This is a genomic window from Paenibacillus sp. Marseille-Q9583 (assembly GCF_976954365.1).
In genome coordinates this window covers 24,511-41,894 of the sequence record NZ_CDRJTB010000063.1, presented here as the reverse complement: position 1 = coordinate 41,894, position 17,384 = coordinate 24,511, and the positions used below count along the sequence as shown (strand labels likewise).

At 40.7% G+C, this 17,384-nt stretch carries 14 protein-coding genes; 10 read left to right on the top strand and 4 right to left on the bottom strand.

Annotated features, from left to right (window positions below; genetic code table 11):
• The 6 genes from ACWNM1_RS23715 to ACWNM1_RS23690 form a co-directional block, all read left to right on the top strand.
• On the top strand, window positions 1-954 hold a 954-nt coding region (locus ACWNM1_RS23715), incomplete at its 5' end, for a LacI family DNA-binding transcriptional regulator (RefSeq protein WP_449602863.1).
• Window positions 955-1,230: 276 nt separating this feature from the next.
• The gene (locus tag ACWNM1_RS23710) at window positions 1,231-2,172 is read left to right on the top strand and encodes an ABC transporter permease (protein ID WP_042193674.1); all 942 of its coding nucleotides are present in this window, start codon (window positions 1,231-1,233) and stop codon (window positions 2,170-2,172) included.
• A gap of 14 nt (window positions 2,173-2,186) precedes the next feature.
• Window positions 2,187-3,074, top strand: a complete 888-nt coding sequence (locus tag ACWNM1_RS23705; RefSeq protein ID WP_060622426.1) for a carbohydrate ABC transporter permease — start codon at window positions 2,187-2,189, stop codon at window positions 3,072-3,074.
• A 120-nt stretch (window positions 3,075-3,194) separates the two neighbouring features.
• The gene (locus ACWNM1_RS23700) at window positions 3,195-4,832 is read left to right on the top strand and encodes a sugar ABC transporter substrate-binding protein (RefSeq protein ID WP_449602862.1); all 1,638 of its coding nucleotides are present in this window, start codon (window positions 3,195-3,197) and stop codon (window positions 4,830-4,832) included.
• A 63-nt stretch (window positions 4,833-4,895) separates the two neighbouring features.
• Entirely contained in the window at window positions 4,896-6,239 is a 1,344-nt protein-coding gene (locus ACWNM1_RS23695) for a glycoside hydrolase family 30 protein (RefSeq protein ID WP_449602861.1), read from the top strand.
• Window positions 6,240-6,353: 114 nt separating this feature from the next.
• Window positions 6,354-6,782, top strand: coding sequence for a hypothetical protein (locus ACWNM1_RS23690; protein WP_449602860.1), 429 nt, complete (start codon window positions 6,354-6,356; stop codon window positions 6,780-6,782).
• A gap of 218 nt (window positions 6,783-7,000) precedes the next feature.
• On the opposite strand, the gene thiD is transcribed toward ACWNM1_RS23690, so the two are convergent.
• Together thiD and ACWNM1_RS23680 are read right to left on the bottom strand one after the other, a co-directional pair.
• The gene (gene thiD, locus ACWNM1_RS23685) at window positions 7,001-7,813 is read right to left on the bottom strand and encodes a bifunctional hydroxymethylpyrimidine kinase/phosphomethylpyrimidine kinase (protein WP_042187061.1); all 813 of its coding nucleotides are present in this window, start codon (window positions 7,811-7,813) and stop codon (window positions 7,001-7,003) included.
• A 133-nt stretch (window positions 7,814-7,946) separates the two neighbouring features.
• On the bottom strand, window positions 7,947-8,828 hold the full coding sequence (locus ACWNM1_RS23680) for a DUF4850 domain-containing protein (RefSeq protein WP_449602859.1): 882 nt from the start codon (window positions 8,826-8,828) through the stop codon (window positions 7,947-7,949).
• A 212-nt stretch (window positions 8,829-9,040) separates the two neighbouring features.
• Here ACWNM1_RS23680 and ACWNM1_RS23675 point away from each other — a divergent pair, with 212 nt between their 5' ends.
• Window positions 9,041-10,135 carry a glycosyltransferase gene (locus ACWNM1_RS23675; protein ID WP_449602858.1) on the top strand — a complete coding sequence of 365 codons (1,095 nt, stop codon included), beginning with the start codon at window positions 9,041-9,043 and terminating at the stop codon, window positions 10,133-10,135.
• Window positions 10,136-10,199: 64 nt separating this feature from the next.
• Here ACWNM1_RS23675 and ACWNM1_RS23670 read toward each other — a convergent pair whose 3' ends face one another.
• Together ACWNM1_RS23670 and ACWNM1_RS23665 are read right to left on the bottom strand one after the other, a co-directional pair.
• A complete protein-coding gene (locus tag ACWNM1_RS23670; RefSeq protein WP_449602857.1) occupies window positions 10,200-11,810 on the bottom strand; it encodes a response regulator transcription factor in 1,611 nt (536 codons plus the stop codon).
• Between the two features lie 18 nt (window positions 11,811-11,828).
• The gene (locus ACWNM1_RS23665) at window positions 11,829-13,547 is read right to left on the bottom strand and encodes a sensor histidine kinase (protein ID WP_449602856.1); all 1,719 of its coding nucleotides are present in this window, start codon (window positions 13,545-13,547) and stop codon (window positions 11,829-11,831) included.
• Window positions 13,548-13,805: 258 nt separating this feature from the next.
• Between ACWNM1_RS23665 and ACWNM1_RS23660 the strand changes: the two genes are divergently transcribed.
• The 3 genes from ACWNM1_RS23660 (at window position 13,806) to ACWNM1_RS23650 (ending at window position 17,356) form a co-directional block, all read left to right on the top strand.
• Window positions 13,806-15,410, top strand: a complete 1,605-nt coding sequence (locus ACWNM1_RS23660; protein ID WP_076283055.1) for an extracellular solute-binding protein — start codon at window positions 13,806-13,808, stop codon at window positions 15,408-15,410.
• Window positions 15,411-15,491: 81 nt separating this feature from the next.
• Window positions 15,492-16,415, top strand: coding sequence for an ABC transporter permease (locus ACWNM1_RS23655; RefSeq protein WP_449602855.1), 924 nt, complete (start codon window positions 15,492-15,494; stop codon window positions 16,413-16,415).
• 17 nt (window positions 16,416-16,432) lie between these two features.
• A complete protein-coding gene (locus tag ACWNM1_RS23650) occupies window positions 16,433-17,356 on the top strand; it encodes a carbohydrate ABC transporter permease (protein ID WP_042187073.1) in 924 nt (307 codons plus the stop codon).
• Window positions 17,357-17,384 lie beyond the last annotated feature (28 nt).

Genomic DNA, 17,384 nt, shown 5'->3' with positions numbered 1-17,384 from the left:
GTTTCCAATGCATTAAATGACGTAGATGTATTAAACCCGGAGACGAAATCACATGTTCTTAAGGTCGCGAAGCAATTAAATTATGTTCCGAACCTAAATGGCAAGCTCCTAAGGAATGGAAAAACTAAAATGCTTGGTTTTTTTACAACGAGTGTATCGGGTCCATACTTCTATAAGCTGGTGGAGTCCATGTCTCGAGAATGTGACCGGCTAGGTTATGGGCTAAATGTATTTGTTACAAAGGATAAACAAGTAATTATGAGCAATATTTTAGGCAGACGTGTCGATGGTGTCATTATCTACGAAGAGATGAGAATTGATGAAGAAGAAATTGCTGCAATGGTGAAAGACAAGATCAAAGCAGTGTTTCTCGATCGACCACTTAAGAATGAAACGATGGGAAGCGTGATCTTTAATTCGTTTGAATCTGCTTACGAAGCAACGAAATATTTAATCAGTCTGGGACACAAGAAAATTGCTTACATATCTGGTGTAGATGAGATGTATGACAGTGTTCAGCGGAAAGAAGGATACTTGGCCGCCTTGCGTCAATATCAGCTTCCAACGAACGAAGAGTATATTATCCAAGGATATTTTGAGGAAGAGAGCACCTATAACGCTATAAAGTCTCTAGTTCACTTAAGTCCTGATAAGATGCCTGATGCTTTTTTAGCAGGAAATGATTTGAGCGCCATTGGATGTATTCAAGCTTTGAAATCGAATGGATATGAAGTCCCGTTGGATATAAGCGTTATGGGGTTTGACGATATTGATATCGCGCAGTATTTCTCACCGCCATTAACGACGGTAAGAAATCAAATTGCCAGACAAGGTATTCTATCCATAAATCACTTGGTTCGCATGATTCAGAAGAAGGAACAGGGCGAAATGATGAAATTGCCGGGTGAGCTAATTGTACGTGGTTCTACTCAAGTGAAGATTGATCGGTACTAACGCTTTCAAGAAGGGCAACAAGATAGTATCCGATCATTTTCTAAATATAAGAAAGTATAAGTTTGCACCTATACTTTATATCTTATATTTCTCGCTTAAACGCATATCGTCCTGATAAGGACACTGAAGGCGTTTATGCTTGATAATTTCATTGCTTTTAGGAGGTTTTTTTTAAAAAAAAATAAAAACGTTTTTATTGTTTTGGGGATCATGATTTGGAGGGAGAAGAAAAACGTGGATAAATTAGCCGTAGTGCCAGTAAACGGGAAGAATCCAATGAACAGTAAGAAACCTATGGGACAGAGGGTCAAAGAATTTGTGATTGATTATAAGAGGCAATGGGAGATTCAGTCCATGGTCATCCCGGGAATCATTTTTATGATTATCTTTTGTTTCATTCCTATTTACGGATTAACGATTGCTTTTAAAAGCTACACCGTAATAGACACGCTCGATTCTGCACCATGGGTGGGGCTTGATAATTTCAGAATTATTTTATCAGACAAATATTTTTGGGATGCTGTAGTTAATACCTTGGGGATCAGCTTTCTGAAATTAGCTATAGGTTTTGTTATTCCAATTATTTTATCCGTCATGATTTATGAATTAAGCGGTGGACGCTTTAAGAAAATAGTACAAACAATCTCTTATTTACCACACTTTCTGTCCTGGATCGTTCTGGGCGGGATGTTGATTGCTTGGTTCTCTTCCTCCGGTATGTTTAATGAAATCCTGCTCAATTTGGGGATCATTTCGAAACCGGTAAATATCTTGCTTGATGCGAACAAGTATTGGTGGATTGCAACGTTATCGGATATTTGGAAAGAGGCAGGTTGGGGAACAATTTTATACTTAGCCATCATGTCCAAAATTGATCCTACTTATTATGAAGCTGCCAAAATAGATGGGGCAAGTCGTATGAGACAAATTTGGAATATTACCCTACCTAATATGAAGCCAATTATCAGTTTAAATCTAATTCTGACTGTAAGCGGTTTATTAGGATCAAATCTGGATCAAACATTGGTCTTGATGAATTCTCAGAACCGTGCCAAAGCAGAGGTAATCAATTCTTATGTGTATCGTATGGGTATGACGCAAGGTGACTTCTCTTATGCTACTGCTGTTGGTTTAGGTGTCTCCATTGTTTCTGTGATCCTACTGATTAGTGCCAACAAAGTGTCCAGCAAATTAAATGATAATCAATCAGTTCTGTAGAAGGAGGCATTTTTGTGAATCGTACGGTAGCTAAAGAAGATCTCGACAGTCGAATCTTTAACACTATAAATATTATTTTACTCTGTATCTGTACTGTAATTATCGTTGTTCCTTTATGGAATGTGGTCATATCCTCCTTAAGCTCAGGTAAGGCGCTCGCGGAAGGCGGATTTATATTCTGGTCTACTGATTTCTCCTTGGAGAATTACCGCGCAGTATTTAATGACGAGACGATTGGATTAGCCTTTCTGGTCTCCATTGCCAAAACGTTCATCGGTGTCATTACCCACGTATTCTTTTGCGCGATGATCGGTTATGGCTTGAGTAAAAAATACATACGTGGCCGCAAGTTATACGTTGCCATGGGTGTAATCACCATGTTCTTTTCAGGTGGTATGATTCCAACGTATTTATTGATTAAATCACTCGGTCTATTGAATAGCTTTTGGGTTTATATTATCCCAGCCCTGTTCAGTTATTATGACGTAGTTATTCTAATGAACTTCTTCAGAAACGTGCCGGATTCACTTGAAGAGTCAGCCAAAATCGATGGTGCGGGTGACTGGCGTATATTCCTGAAGATTTTTATCCCTCTTTCCATGCCGGCTATGGCTACGATCGCGTTGTTTAACGGAGTTGGGCAATGGAATGACTTTATGACTACTAAATTATACATTACCGATCAAGCACTCTATCCGCTGCAGATGAAGCTCTATGAAATTATCGTTCAGTCGCAAACGCAAGCCATGCAAAATGTTGGTGGATCTGCCATCATCGAAACTACAACTAAAGGGGTTCAACTAGCAACAATTGTCATTACAACTTTGCCGATTGTTGTGATGTATCCAATATTACAGAGGTACTTTATTTCAGGAATGATGATGGGGGCGGTGAAAGAATAGAAAGATTGGAGGGGTTTTATAACAAACACATATGTACGGAATGATCCATCGGAAGTGTACCTTGTACTATCAGATCTACACTTCCGTTACTACCAAAACTTTTTTAGGGGGAAACAAGGGATGAACAAAGCATTTGGGAAAAAAGGACTCAAACTTTGTACTGCACTTATGGCTGTTGTATTAGTATTTACGGGATGTGGATCAAAAGGAAATTCTGATAGCTCCAGTAAAGAATTAAGTTCCATTGAAGGCCGTTATACAATAGATCCGGAAACACCGGCATGGAAGCTGGATAAAAAAGAGGAAACTACGGATCTCACTTGGTACGTGAATGCAGACTGGTGGAACACTGATTTCGGTAAAGATCTCGTTACTAAAAAAATTAAAGAGGATCTAAATATCAACATTAAATTTATTAAAGGCGATGACACTAAGCTGAATACTATCTTTGCCGGTGGCGAAATGCCGGACTTGTTGACTATCTTTGATTCGAACTCACCAGTGGTACAAAAAGCGGCAACTTGGGCATTGCCTTTGAATGATTTGGCGGATAAATATGATCCTTATTTCAATAAAGTAGCAGCAAAAGATACGATGAACTGGTTCCAATTAGCAGACGGAAAGACTTATGGCTATCCTAACTATTCTAATACGCAAAATGATTTTGATAGCGGTAACATTCCTGCTAAAACGGCATTTGTCATCCGTAAGGATGTTTACGAGGCGATTGGAAAACCAAGCATTGGAACTCCTGAAGAATTCAAGAGTGTTATACAGCAAATCAAAAAGCAATTCCCGGCAATGATTCCTTTTGGTTTTAACTCCATTGGTACAGGTACTGGTTCTTTGGGAGATGTACTTCAGGACTTTATCGGCGTACCGATGGAAACCGAAAATGGTGAATTCTACAACCGTAACTTGGATGAGGATTACCTAACTTGGTTGAAAACATTAAATGAAGTCTACAGAAATGGTGACATTAGTGATGACAGTTTTGCTGATGATGGTACTGCCTTTGAAGAAAAAGTGAAATCCGGTAAATATGCAACAATGCTGCTCGATGGAACGCCTCAACAAAGTGGTAACCTGCAAATCTTCATGACTGAAAATTCAGGTAAAGAATATATTGCTATTGATGGACCACAAAGCACAGTGGGACATGAGCCAACATTGAATCAGTCAGGAATTACAGGCTGGATGATCACCTATGTTACTAAAAAGGCTAAAGACCCTGCTAAAGCGATTCAAATCTACACTTATCTATTAAGTGAAGAAGGACAAAAGCTAATGAATTATGGTATTGAAGGGGAAACCTATAAAGTTAACGAAGCCGGTAAAATTGAATTTTTGCCAGAAATCAAAGACCTTCAATTGAATAATGCTGATAAATTTAAAAAGGATTACCGGATGGGCGAATTTATGTTCTTTGGACATGACCGCGATAAAGCGCTAAGTAATGACGCATTCGCAGAATCTATTAAACAAATGCAAGAGTGGGGTAAAGGAAAGCTGAAACCACACTTTATTCTTGAAAATATCAACCCGGCTCAAGGAACACCTGAAGCTCGTAGTCTGTCTGCAATCGATACGAATTGGAATACTACGCTTGTGAGTATGATTCGTGCCAAGGATGAGGCAACATTTGATAGCAGCTTAGCTGCTTACAAAGCATTCTTGAAGGATAACAACTGGGATAAGATTGTAGAAGTTCGTTCTGAAAAAATGAAGAAAAACAAAGAAAAACTAGGTCTTAAATAAGTTGGATTATTGAATGCGGCCCCTTAATTGGGGCCTCTTCATAGGAAGATGGAGGGAAACAACATGCCAGAGCTTAAAATTTATCAATCCACAGGGGAGAATTCATTATTTGTAGAGCAAAGTCTACAACAATTAACTCCAATTGCTAACGCTGAGGCGACCACTACTGTAACTATTGATGAGAATCAAACCTTTCAGGAAATGGATGGCTTTGGGGCATCCTTTACGGATTCATCCGCATATTTGATTAACCAAGTTCTTGACAATGAACAGAAAAAAGAAGTCATGAGCAAGCTTTTTGATTCCCAAGATGGAATTGGCTTGTCCGTATTAAGAAATCCAATGGGAGCATCGGATTATGCTAGAGATATTTATAGCTATGACGATATGCCTGCTCAGGAAACCGATACAGAATTAACTCATTTCTCCATCATACATGATGAGGCTGATATTATCCCTTTGTTACAACAAGCGTTGGAGCTTAATCCTGAGATCAAGCTGATGGCTTCACCTTGGAGTGCACCAGGCTGGATGAAGACTAGCGGATCTATGATCGCCGGTGAACTTAAACATGAACATTATCAGGCTTATGCCGATTATTTTGTACGATATATTCAAGCATTTGAAGAGCACGGCCTGCCAACTTATGCGGTAACACCGCAGAACGAGCCTCTTTTTGAACCAAAGCACTATCCAAGTATGTTAATGCTGCCTGAGGCGCAAAGAGATTTTATTAAAAATTATTTGAAGCCTAGCTTCGTGAAAAACAACATCCATACAAAAATTCTCTGCTATGATCACAACTGGGATCGTCCGGATTATCCACTCACGGTGCTCGATTATGCGAAAGATGAAGTGGACGGTGTTGCCTGGCACTGGTATGGCGGGAATGCGTCAGCACAATCAGAGGTGCTGAAAGCTTTCGCGGATAAAGAAGTGCATTTCACAGAAGGTTCTGGTGGCGAATGGATTCCTCCGTTTGAACAAGCCTTCTCAAATGTCATGAGAACAGGGATTGATATTCTAAGAAATCATAGTAAATCCTTTGTCTTGTGGAATATGGCCTTAGATGAGAAGAACGGTCCAACTGTCCCGGGCTTTGGTAAAAGTACTTGTCGCGGTATTGTGACGGTTAATCAAGAGACTAAGGAACTTACGTATACACTGGACTACTATGCACTGGCACACTTCAGCAAATTCATTCGCCCTAAGGCTGTACGTATTGACGCTTCCACTAATCAAGAAGTGATTCGTTCCGTAGCGTTTAAGAATACAGATCACTCTATTGCGGTTGTTCTGTTCAACGATAGTGAAAAGGCTGAGAATGTAGCTGTGAAATTGCAGGGTAAGGATGATTTATCATTCCGTTTAGGCTCTAAAAGTGCTTTATCTATTTTGATTAAATAATAAGTGTATGAAGTGCTCGAATTTAGATTCGAGTACTTTTTTTTGCCAAAAAACGCATAAAAAATCAGTGTTCGTAAATCTTAAACGCATACCTATAGCGAGGAGATATGAGCATTGAATAGAAGGTTTGTGCTGACGCTGCTAGTTCTGTGTTTGATGATTACTGGTGGCTCTAGTATTTATGCAGTTAAAAGTATGCTACCTATAAGGAGTGAAACAACCAAATGGGCAGTGGAGCTTCATAAAAGTAAACTGCCTTCGCCACAGCCGGAAAAATTTAAAAGCTACGAGCTATTAGTCACAAATTTGAGTGAAGATACGATAGATGTAACCTTTGAGTTGTATCGACCAGTACAAGACGCTAATCTGGAACAAATTATCTTAGCTGATCCATTTAGCTATGATATGAGACCGAATGAGATGGTTAGCTTTAGTCAATTTTTTATAAAGAGTGGGGCAAAAGAACTGGAAGTCGTTCTCTCGTGGAATGATCAGAATAGACGTAAGCATAAGCAAAGTATTAGATTTACTGATTTTGAATAATGGATCCTAGAAACACTAAATATTAAGGGGATAATCCAATGGAATATGCTCTTGTTGGTTTGCTCCATCCCTTTATTATGTACTTGCTTTCGTTATGACAGGCTCGGGAAAAGAAGCGGGTTCAAAAATGCGCATGGATAATTTAAAAAATGGCAGTTCAGTGCTGAATTACAGCATCTGGACTGCCATTTTTGTTTCAGGATCTGTAGCTTAGAGGTTTAACGTTCTAAACGATAGCCACCATGAAATACAGGACCCACATATTCATTGAATGCAAAGCCATTGCGAATGGCTGCGGAGACAAAATCTTTAGCTTTTGCTACAGCTTCATGAACGGACAGACCGTTAGCTAAACCGCCTGTAATAGCAGCGGCGAAGGTACATCCAGCCCCATGATTGTGAGCAGGTTCGATTTTGGCTGTTTGAAATACGGTGTACTCAGCACCGTCGAAGAAGACATCAATCGCTTGATCGCCCCCGAGTGCTTTGCCGCCTTTAACCACGACATTACTTGCTCCGAGCTTATGAATCAGACGAGCAGCTTCTTTCATATCCTCTAGGGTAGAAAGTTTGCCAAGACCTGAAAGAACGCCAGCTTCAAACAGATTTGGTGTAACCACAGTGGCAAGTGGCAGCAGTAAATCACGAATAGCCTCCGCGCTGTCTGGGTTCAAGACTTCATCTTCTCCCTTGCAGACCATGACCGGATCAATCACTACATTGGTTTGTAGATTTTCTTTGATCGCTTGCTCAGCAACACGCACAATTTCAACACTTCCCAGCATACCTGTCTTCATGGCATTTACTGGACCACCTGCGAAAATAGTTTTTAGCTGCTCAGCAACAATGGAGGCGTCAATTGGATAAACATTATGGTGCCAACCGTTGTCCGGGTCCATTGTAACGATAGTTGTCAAGGCACTAAAGCCGTAGGTACCATACTCTTCAAATGTTTTTAGATCCGCTTGGATGCCTGCGCCACCACTGGAGTCGCTGCCTGCAATAGTTAGAGTTTTAATAATTTGAGTCATGGTAACGTCCCCTTTATATATGTCTGAATTTATAAACAACGCATTGCTTTGATTATAACAAAAAATAACACCTACGTCTTTCTAAATGCAGAGGCAAACCTTGAAAAAACATTCATCAAGAAATTCCCCATGATTAGTCTGACTTTTCTCCGTTTGGGTCAGCGATGAAGAGTGGTCCATGATGATCTGTAAAAAACTTCATCAGGGTCTCTATTACTTCCTGTTGCGAGGCTGTTTGAGATTGATGTATTTCAATATTGCGGAATAAATAACCCCATTCACCTTTATCGTAATAGGCGGCACCCTCGGCTTGATAGCCGTTTGTGTCTGCTGGAAGTGTATATCTGACAGTACGAGCTTCAGCTCCTGCCGATCCTAAAGTATGCTGTTCGCTGAACTTAAGAGGATTATAAATTGTAAATCCCATTTCAATAGCCCATTTGTCTTTGTTCGGAAAATAGGTTCCTATTCCAGTGATAGCACAGCCTACACAACCCCAAGCATTATCTGAATAGTTCATGTTTTGTGCCGGGTTGCTTGGATCCTGAAAGGTAACCCCATACGAACCATTAGCACCAACAACAGCAGTGGCCAGCCATCCAGCAGGTGCAAGCAGAACATAACCTCCACCGATATCAGGTCTATAGACGAGCGTTGCTTCGATTTGGTTTTTCATTTCTTGAGATAAGGCAAAGGTCATTTCAGGAATGGGGGGAACCTCTGTATTTACATTTCCGTCGCCACTATCGATATTTAATTGCGCCAGCGTGGTGTGCAATGGAATGCGGATCGGTTCATTATCGGGATCGCTGCTAGGAAAATCGAGCCCATTTTGAGAGACGGTAGGTTCGTTATTTGCTTCATTATTTGTTTGTGCGTCGGTGGATGCGGGTGGAATGGTAGGTGTTCTCCAGTCGAAGCCTTTATATCCAATCAACAGCACAAGTGCCATTACGACGCACAATATTGAAGTTAAGATCCAGCCATTTCTAACGCGTCTTCGTTTTGATTTCATATATCGGTACCTCCTTTGATCTTATTAATATAGACCTAAGAATGAAGTGGAAAGTTTCTTGTGAAAATAAGAAATTATAAGATTCACACTAAACATAGCCCTTATTTTCTGAAGTACTTCATTTTCCGCTGGGATAGAAAGGGAGTCCGTTTCATAAACCCTGCATATCAATATAGAAAGAGATTTTAAACAAAACGCTTAGGAGGGCGAGTATGGTCACGATTAGTTTATGTATGATTGTACGAAATGAAGAAAAAAGCCTGCATAAATGTTTGTCTAGCGTTGCAAATCTTGTAGATGAAGTGGTTATCGTGGATACAGGCTCGACGGATAAGACGAAAGAGATCGCAATGTCCTACGGAGCTGTGATTTACGATTTTGAATGGATTGATAACTTTAGTGCCGCACGTAATTTTGCCTTCAGTAAAGCTACTCAGGAGTATATTTTGTGGCTGGATGCGGATGACTATATAAAGGAAGCGGATCAGATTCTGTTTAAAAAGCTAAAGGAGATTCTGCCAGGACATATTCACAGCGTGAACATGCAGTATAATCTGGCTTTTGACGAGGCGGGGAATGTCACAGCTAGCTTGCGTCGGAATCGGCTAGTTCGCAGGAGCTGTAATTTTCAATGGATTGGCCCAGTACATGAGTATCTAGAGGTAAGTGGCCCTTCCTTTAGTAGTGATGTCTGTATTACCCATGAGAAGGATAAGGAATATACAGACCGTAATTTGCGGATTTACCAAAAAAGAGTGGCTGAGGGTGAAACATTCTCTCCAAGGGATCAGTATTATTATGCGAATGAATTAAGGGATCATGCTTTAAATGAAGAGGCTTGCAAATACTACGAGCTGTTTTTGGCGGGTGGACAGGGCTGGATAGAAGATAATTTTCAAGCTTGCTTAAGGCTTGGCGAATGCCGGGAACGGCTGGGGGATAAAGACGGCGCATATGAAGCATTATGCAGAACGTTACAGTACGATAAACCACGTTCAGAGTTCTGCTGCCGACTTGGGGCCTTTCTTTTGGAAAAGGGTCAATTGCAGCCAGCAACATACTGGTATGAGCTTGCGATACAGCTGCCACGGGATAACGATTCGATGGGGATGAAAAATGGGATTTTTTATACCTGGCTGCCGCATCTCCAATTGGCACTCTGTTACGATCGCCTTGGCCAACACGAGTTAGCAAATCATCATAATGAAACGGCGCTTAACTTTTATCCGTCCCATCCTAGCATGTTATATAACCGCACTTATTTTAAAAATTTGCTTGGCGACCAATATGTAGCGTTTCAAGCTTAACAAAAATGCCCCCAGTCGTCATGATAATGACTTTGGGGGGGTTCGTCGTTAAGACACCCTCTTTTTAATATGCTGGATTGTATTGTTGTTCTTTTTTGTAATCGTTGGGTGGGAGTCCGACCTCTTGTTTGAACAGCTTAGAGAAATAGGAGTAGTTGTTATAGCCAACCTTGTTTGCGACAGTATAAACAGACATATTTGTGGTTTCCAATAGATGCTTTGCAGCCGCGATTCTAACTTGGATGACGTAGCTGCCTAATGAAACACCAGTTTCTCGTTTGAATATTCTTGCCAGATAATCAGGATTGAGGTAGACAATTTCGGCCAAATCATTTCGCGATAGATCATCACCGTAATGCGAATGAATGTATTGTTTGATTTCCTCGGCGACGGATTTGGTCTGTGCGGCAAACTCACGGTATTTCATGGCTGTAGTCACTAGATATTTAAGATATTCTTCCATATCCTCAATCGAGTTCAGAGAGTGCAAGGATAATTTATCGTTAGTTTTGCCGGAGTATAGTTTGTGTGACCGTATCCCTTTGAGGTTGAGAAATGAATAGACTAGCTGAACAATATCTAAGCGGAACAAGCTAAGGACAGAGGTCTCCAGAGTTCTATTGTTAAGCATAACCCTTAGAGATTTCGTAACTTCCTCAAGAAAAGTTGTGAATTGATTCTGGTTCAGTAGCTCTTCCAAATAGACAAGATCCGGTGGCGTATAGCCAGTTTTATCTTGATAGAGATAGGCTTCCACTAAAAAAGTCTGATTTCTGCATCTAGTAATTTCCTCATCCATGCGAAGCGATTGTTTCAGGACATTCCCCACATGATTCAGTTTATCGTATAAACCAATATTGCAGCAGACGTCGCATTTTAAATAAGGAATCGCCTTTTGAATAAAGGAAGAGCATAATTCTTCAAGCAAGGGTGTGTCTGGCGTCTGGTTCCATTTTAATATGGCGATCCAATTATAATCTTTATATTCCAGAATGCTCTCGATGGTAAAGCAAGGACTCTGTAACAATTCATATAATACGTTCAGCAGAGCAAAATCAAAAAGATCCTTCTCTTCTTTTCCCATACTGCCGTTGTAAGGAAATAGGTTAAAGATTAAAGGCTGCAGAGTATCGCTCATTTGATAGGAGAGGTTCTGTTCCTCAATGGCAAGGGTGATGTCCGCTAATTTAATCGGAAATGATGTGCTTCCACTAACCAACTTTCGCCAAAAATGCTCGAGAATCTTCGCCTGGTTTTTTTGCCAAAAGTAACCGCCTTGAATGGCTTTTTCATTTCTTTGCTGCTCTTTTGCCTGTGTGACAGCCTTGTGGATAATAAGCATCAGCTTATCAAATTCGATGGGCTTCAGAAAATATTCGAAGCTTTGCAATTCAATGGCTTTCTGGGCATAGTTGAAATCCGCATAATTAGTAAGAAGTATAGTCTGAATACTATAATTCCCTTCGCGAATCCATGCCAGTAATTCCAATCCGCTGCCCTGAGGCATTTCAATATCCGAAATTAGAATTTGAATAGAATGCTTTTCTATTATTTCACGTGCCTGAGCGACATTATTTGCTGTATAGACAGTATCAATGTGTAACGATTCCCAATCTATTCTCTTTTGCAATGCAGCAATAACATAAAAGTCATCATCAACAAGCAGTACATTCATAGTTAGCTCTCCATTCATTTAGATTTTTTTAGGAAGCTCTGGAAGAGATAAGATTACACTAGCGCCGCCGCTCTCCAAATTGGAAAAGGTGATAGTTGCTCTTTTTAAATACAGATATTCCAGCCGTTTAAGCGTATTCATAATGCCGATCTGCATACCGTTGCTTTGATCCAAGGGCTCACCAAGATTAAGCTTCTCTAACACTTGCGGTGGAAAACCGGGACCGGTGTCGGTGAGCTGGATAACGAGCATGTCTTCCTCTTCAATCCGTAATCGCTGGACTGTAAGCCTGATCGCTACTTCATGTTCTCGTGAAATCGCATATTTAATAGAATTTTCAATGAAGGTTTGCAGCACTAATGGCGGGATTTCCACACAGCTTGCCTGATCCTCTTGCTCAATATTGTAAATAAATGCATCCTGATATCGTTGCTTTTGAATCTCTAGATAGGTTCGGACATGCTCAATTTCATCCTCCAGCCGGACAAAATTCTCACCATTTTGAAAAATATAACGGAAATATTTCGACGTAGACAACGTCATATTCTCAATTTCTTTATACATTTCAATTTGGGCCATGCTATAGATGCTAGTCAGGCAATTCAAGAAAAAGTGGGGCTTGATCTGTAGCTTCATATAATCCAGTTGTATCCGCTGCTTCTCCAGTTCCTGCTCATACATAGCGATTTTGAAGGTTTTGATTTGTTCAACTAAATCTTTAAACTGTGTGTTTGCCTGCTCCAGCTCTATAATCTCACTGCTTTTGAAATCTGCGGGTTGCCCAGCCTCATTTATGAAAGCAAGGTTCTCAGAGAAGCTTTGAATCGGGCCTAGTACTCTTTTCTTGAAAAACAGCAGAACGATGCATAAAGTGGAAGTCACAATGAAGAAGAGTAACATTATAAGCAGTTGAGCAATGATGATTTTTTCGAATATGCCATATTTAATGACCATTTTAGTGCTGAAGGTGGTGTCCGAGAAGGCGCTGTTGATTGTTGTACGCGATTGCAAAAGATTAGAGAAGCCTCTCTCTTCCGTTATCAGCTTTCCGCTATTCGATATGGGACTCGATAAAGGCTGTTCATTCTCATCTACGAGAGAAACATAACCATTGGCACCCAGATTAATTTGGCGTAGAGGACGGATCAGATTATCGGCGGAGATCAGTCCAATTAAATAACGATTGTAATAGGGAACGATATTAATCACGTAGTAGTGGTTGTTAACAAGGATAGGCGTCCATTTGGAATAAAACTTCTCATACATCTCCTTATCATCAATAAAAGAAATAATCTTCGTTTTGAGCTGCCTGTAATCCGTATAGGTCACACTGATCGGTGCACAATTTAAAAAGTAGTTCTCATTTTTTAAATAGTAGAAAAAGTTGTACTCATGTCCGTAGTTTTTTTGCAGCTCTGTAAAGCGTTTATGCAGATTATCATTTGCCTTCAAGAACTCGATACTGTTGACCCCGTAAGTATTCATCGCAAGCAAGCTCTCATCGTTCCCAAGCGTCCAGCCCATATAGTGATTAATGTAAGCAAAATCATGATTGATACGATTAATGTAGAGTGCCGCAGTATCCTGTAAATTTCGAATGGACTGCTGCTTAACGATAGAAATGGAAGTAATGCTGATCGCTAAATCCAGAATGAGGACTGTGAACGAGACTGCCATCATGACTTTTATATAATGACGAATGGGGTAGGTTTTGTGCTTCGCTGTTTTTTTGTTCATAAAATCATTATAAGACCTCTGCAGGAAAAATACAGGAGAACTCGCTAGCGATTTACCGCAAAGTCCGGAAAGCACATACAGAAGTCGGGATACTGTTATTAAGTTCCTTCAAGCGAAGGCTTTTGATTTTGTGTTTTTTTGTAAGCGGATTCAAAGGTCTGGATAACCGTCTTAAAGGGTCCGGAATACGAAAAAATAAGACGTTATGATTAAGCTATTCAGATAATCTTTGATTAATTGAAATGGGGGATTAAGAGGATGAGTCAACACAGTAAGAAAAAGACGGCAAAGAAATGGACGGTGGGTCTGCTGGCTGCGGCTATGGTATTTGGTATTGCTGGCTGCGGCGGAAAAGACGGGAATAATGCTGCGACTAGTGAGACGAGCAGTTACAACAAAGAAGGTCTGCCAATTGTTAATGAGCCTGTAACACTTAAGGTGCTGACCGTACGTTGGGGAAGCATGGGAGACACGTTTACGCAGAACCAATGGCTGAAGGATCTAGAGAAAAATACAAATGTCAAAATCGAATGGCAAGTGATGTCCTCCAATGACTGGGCCGAACAGAAGTCCATTCTGCTGGCTAGTGGTACACTTCCAGATATTATCCTCGGAAATCAAACCTTCGGAGATTCCGATATCGTTAATAATCTAAGCTTTTTTCGGCCGTTAGATGATTATATTGAAAAAAATATGCCAAATCTTAAAGCGGCCATGGAAGAAACGCCTGAGTTGAAAAAAATCAGCACTTTTCCTGACGGGAAAATCTATTCACTGCCAACAAGACTTCCATCGCGTCCAAAAAGCTCTCGTCAGCCTGTGATTAACAAAACTTGGCTCGATAAATTGGGCCTGAAGGCTCCTGAAACGATTGATGAGTTATACAACGTACTTAAAGCTTTCAAAGAACAAGATCCAAACGGAAATGGCAAACAAGATGAGATTCCTTTTATTGAAATTGGGAATGACTTGATCAGTCCTTTCGGAATTGCCGACTTGAATAACAACAATATGATCATCAAGGACGGAAAAGCGATCTATTTCCCTGTTTCGGAGGAGTTCAAAGAAGGCCTTAAATGGGAAAATAAATTGTATGCGGAAGGATTGTTAGATAAAGAGGTATTCACTCAGGATGATACGATGAGATCGGCGAAGTTTCAAAATCCGGATGCTCCGATTGTGGGCTTTACTTACCAGTGGACCCCGGACGCTGTGTTTGGTAAATGGAGCGATCAATATGTGACGATTCCACCGATTGCTGGACCGGATGGTAAGCGTTATACCATCGGTAATCCAATTGGGATGAGTCTTAACCGAAATGAACTGCTGATTACTACTTCGAGTAAGTATCCAGAGGTTGCTGCGCGTTGGGCAGACCAGTTCTACACGAACGAAGCGAGCATTCAGAATTTTTGGGGTGCGATTGGAACTGTAATTAAGAAGAATGATGACAGCACCTATACATTGATGGATCCACCAGCTGGAACCAGCGCAGATGCTTGGTATTGGGACCAGTCTCTACGAGATTTCGGACCGAAATATGTGAGCCCGTCCTTTGAACAGAAAATCGTTCTTAATCCTGAAAGTGGAGATGGACTGAAATTGCAGCTGGATAAGCTGGGTAGTGAATATGTTACAGAGCCTTTCCCTAACGTTATGTACACCAGCGATGAGTTCGAGGAGCTGCCAACCTTGACCACGGATATCGACGGTTATGTGAATACAATGCGCGCTCAATTTATTAGCAAAGGCGGAATTGACGAAGGCTGGGATGATTATGTCAAACAGCTTAATAAAATGGGGCTTGAAAAATTAGTTAAGATTCGCACAGATGCTTACAGTCGTTATATGAGTGTGAAATAACCTATTCGTCTTTCGAAAAAGGTGCTGCCCTACATAAATTTGTGGGGTAGCATTCTCTATTTTTAATAAGGAGGGGATGTTATGAAATCTGATCCAATTCATTTGAGTCGGAAACTTGGACAAATCAAACAAAACTGGGGTTTATATACGTTGCTTTTTCCTGCAGTAGTCCTTACGTTATTATTCGCATATAAACCCATGTATGGGGTGCTCATTGCCTTTAAGGATTATAGCCCGGCGTTAGGAATAGGCGGAAGTCCATGGGCCGGATTCAAATACTTCGAGAAGTTCTTTAATTCCTATCAATTTTCTGCAACGATCAAAAATACGCTAATCATCAGTGTGTACAGTCTGATTACGTTTCCGATTCCGATTATACTTGCGCTGATGGTTAACCAGATGAGACCAAACCGTTTCAGACGGTTTTTTCAGACGGTATCCTATATGCCTCACTTTATCTCAACCGTAGTTATGGTGGGCTTAATGATGATTCTGTTCTCACCAAGCACCGGACTACTGGGCAATATATATAGTTTTTTTGGGAAAGAAGCTCCTGATCTAATGGGCTCCTCCGGATTATTCAGCAGTGTGTACGTCTGGTCGGATGTGTGGCAGCATGTCGGCTGGGACAGTATTATCTTTATCGCTGCTCTCTCTGCTGTTGATCCTAGTTTGTACGAGGCTGCAACCGTGGACGGCGCAAGTCGGATGCATAAAATACGTTACATCGATATTCCGATGCTGATGCCAACAGCGATAACATTGCTTATCTTGCGGGTCGGGGGGCTGCTTGGGGTTGGATTTGAAAAGGTGTATCTGATGCAAAATGACTTGAACATCACTTCAAGTGAAATTCTGTCTACCTATGTCTACAAAATTGGTCTGCTCAGCAGTCAGTATAGCTTTTCGTCGGCGATCAACCTGTTCAACACGGTCATTAATTTTATTTTATTGATCATGGTCAATCAGATTTCTAAAAAATTAAGCGAAAATAGCTTGTGGTAGAAGGGAGGCGCATTGAAATGGGAGGTTTAGAGACAGCGACTAAAGGAAATGTAGGGAAAATAAAGAAGAATCGCTCATCAGATACTATAATGGAAATTGTGATGTACGTTATATCGGCAATTTTTCTAATCATCCTGATCTATCCGCTGTATTTTATCGTCATTGCTTCGTTCAGTGATCCTTCCGCGGTTGCAGGAGGTCAAGTTTGGCTATTTCCTAAAGGGTTTACTTTTGATGGTTATAAAGAGCTGCTTCGTCATGAGAATATTTGGATCGGGTATTGGAATACCATCCTGTACACGGTGGTTGGGACTGCAATCGGTTTAGTAGTTAATATCTCAGCTGCCTATGCGTTGTCAAGAAAGGACCTTGTGGGACGGAAATATATTTCGCTATTTTTCATATTTACAATGTTCTTTAACGGGGGGTTGATTCCTACTTTTTTAACGGTTCGTGATTTCCATCTCTATGATACTTTCTTGGTTATGGTACTGCCATTCGCAGTTGGAGTCTTTAATATCATAGTGGCACGAACTTTTTTCCAGACTAGTATTCCGGGCGATTTATGGGAAGCAGCGCAAATTGATGGTTGTGGCAATCTCCGTTATTTTGCACAGATCGTTCTACCGTTGTCGAAGGCTATTATTGCAGTGTTAGGTTTATGGATCGCTGTAGGTTATTGGAATTCATATTTTAATGCTTTGATTTATTTGAAAAATCCTAATATGTATCCTTTGCAGCTGATCCTGCGAAATATTCTGATTACCAATCAGATGCAGTCTGGTATGGGGACCGGAGAAGCCGCACAAATCGCGTTACGGCTCGCTAATATGATGCGTTATTCGGTTATTATCGTGGCAACTGTTCCAATTATGTGTGTATACCCATTTGTGCAAAAATACTTTAACCAAGGGGTAATGATCGGCGCAGTGAAGGAATAAGCTCTTCTACTTTTCAACTAACATTTGT

What these genes read in the sequence shown, in the direction of transcription:
- ACWNM1_RS23710 (WP_042193674.1), top strand. Translation starts at nt 1,231, where the DNA reads ATGAACAGTAAGAAACCTATGGGACAGAGGGTCAAAGAATTTGTGATT.
- ACWNM1_RS23700 (WP_449602862.1), top strand. Translation starts at nt 3,195, where the DNA reads ATGAACAAAGCATTTGGGAAAAAAGGACTCAAACTTTGTACTGCACTT.
- ACWNM1_RS23695 (WP_449602861.1), top strand. Translation starts at nt 4,896, where the DNA reads ATGCCAGAGCTTAAAATTTATCAATCCACAGGGGAGAATTCATTATTT.
- thiD (WP_042187061.1), bottom strand. Translation starts at nt 7,813, where the DNA reads ATGACTCAAATTATTAAAACTCTAACTATTGCAGGCAGCGACTCCAGT.
- ACWNM1_RS23680 (WP_449602859.1), bottom strand. Translation starts at nt 8,828, where the DNA reads ATGAAATCAAAACGAAGACGCGTTAGAAATGGCTGGATCTTAACTTCA.
- ACWNM1_RS23675 (WP_449602858.1), top strand. Translation starts at nt 9,041, where the DNA reads ATGGTCACGATTAGTTTATGTATGATTGTACGAAATGAAGAAAAAAGC.
- ACWNM1_RS23670 (WP_449602857.1), bottom strand. Translation starts at nt 11,810, where the DNA reads ATGAATGTACTGCTTGTTGATGATGACTTTTATGTTATTGCTGCATTG.
- ACWNM1_RS23665 (WP_449602856.1), bottom strand. Translation starts at nt 13,547, where the DNA reads ATGAACAAAAAAACAGCGAAGCACAAAACCTACCCCATTCGTCATTAT.
- ACWNM1_RS23660 (WP_076283055.1), top strand. Translation starts at nt 13,806, where the DNA reads ATGAGTCAACACAGTAAGAAAAAGACGGCAAAGAAATGGACGGTGGGT.
- ACWNM1_RS23655 (WP_449602855.1), top strand. Translation starts at nt 15,492, where the DNA reads ATGAAATCTGATCCAATTCATTTGAGTCGGAAACTTGGACAAATCAAA.
- ACWNM1_RS23650 (WP_042187073.1), top strand. Translation starts at nt 16,433, where the DNA reads ATGGGAGGTTTAGAGACAGCGACTAAAGGAAATGTAGGGAAAATAAAG.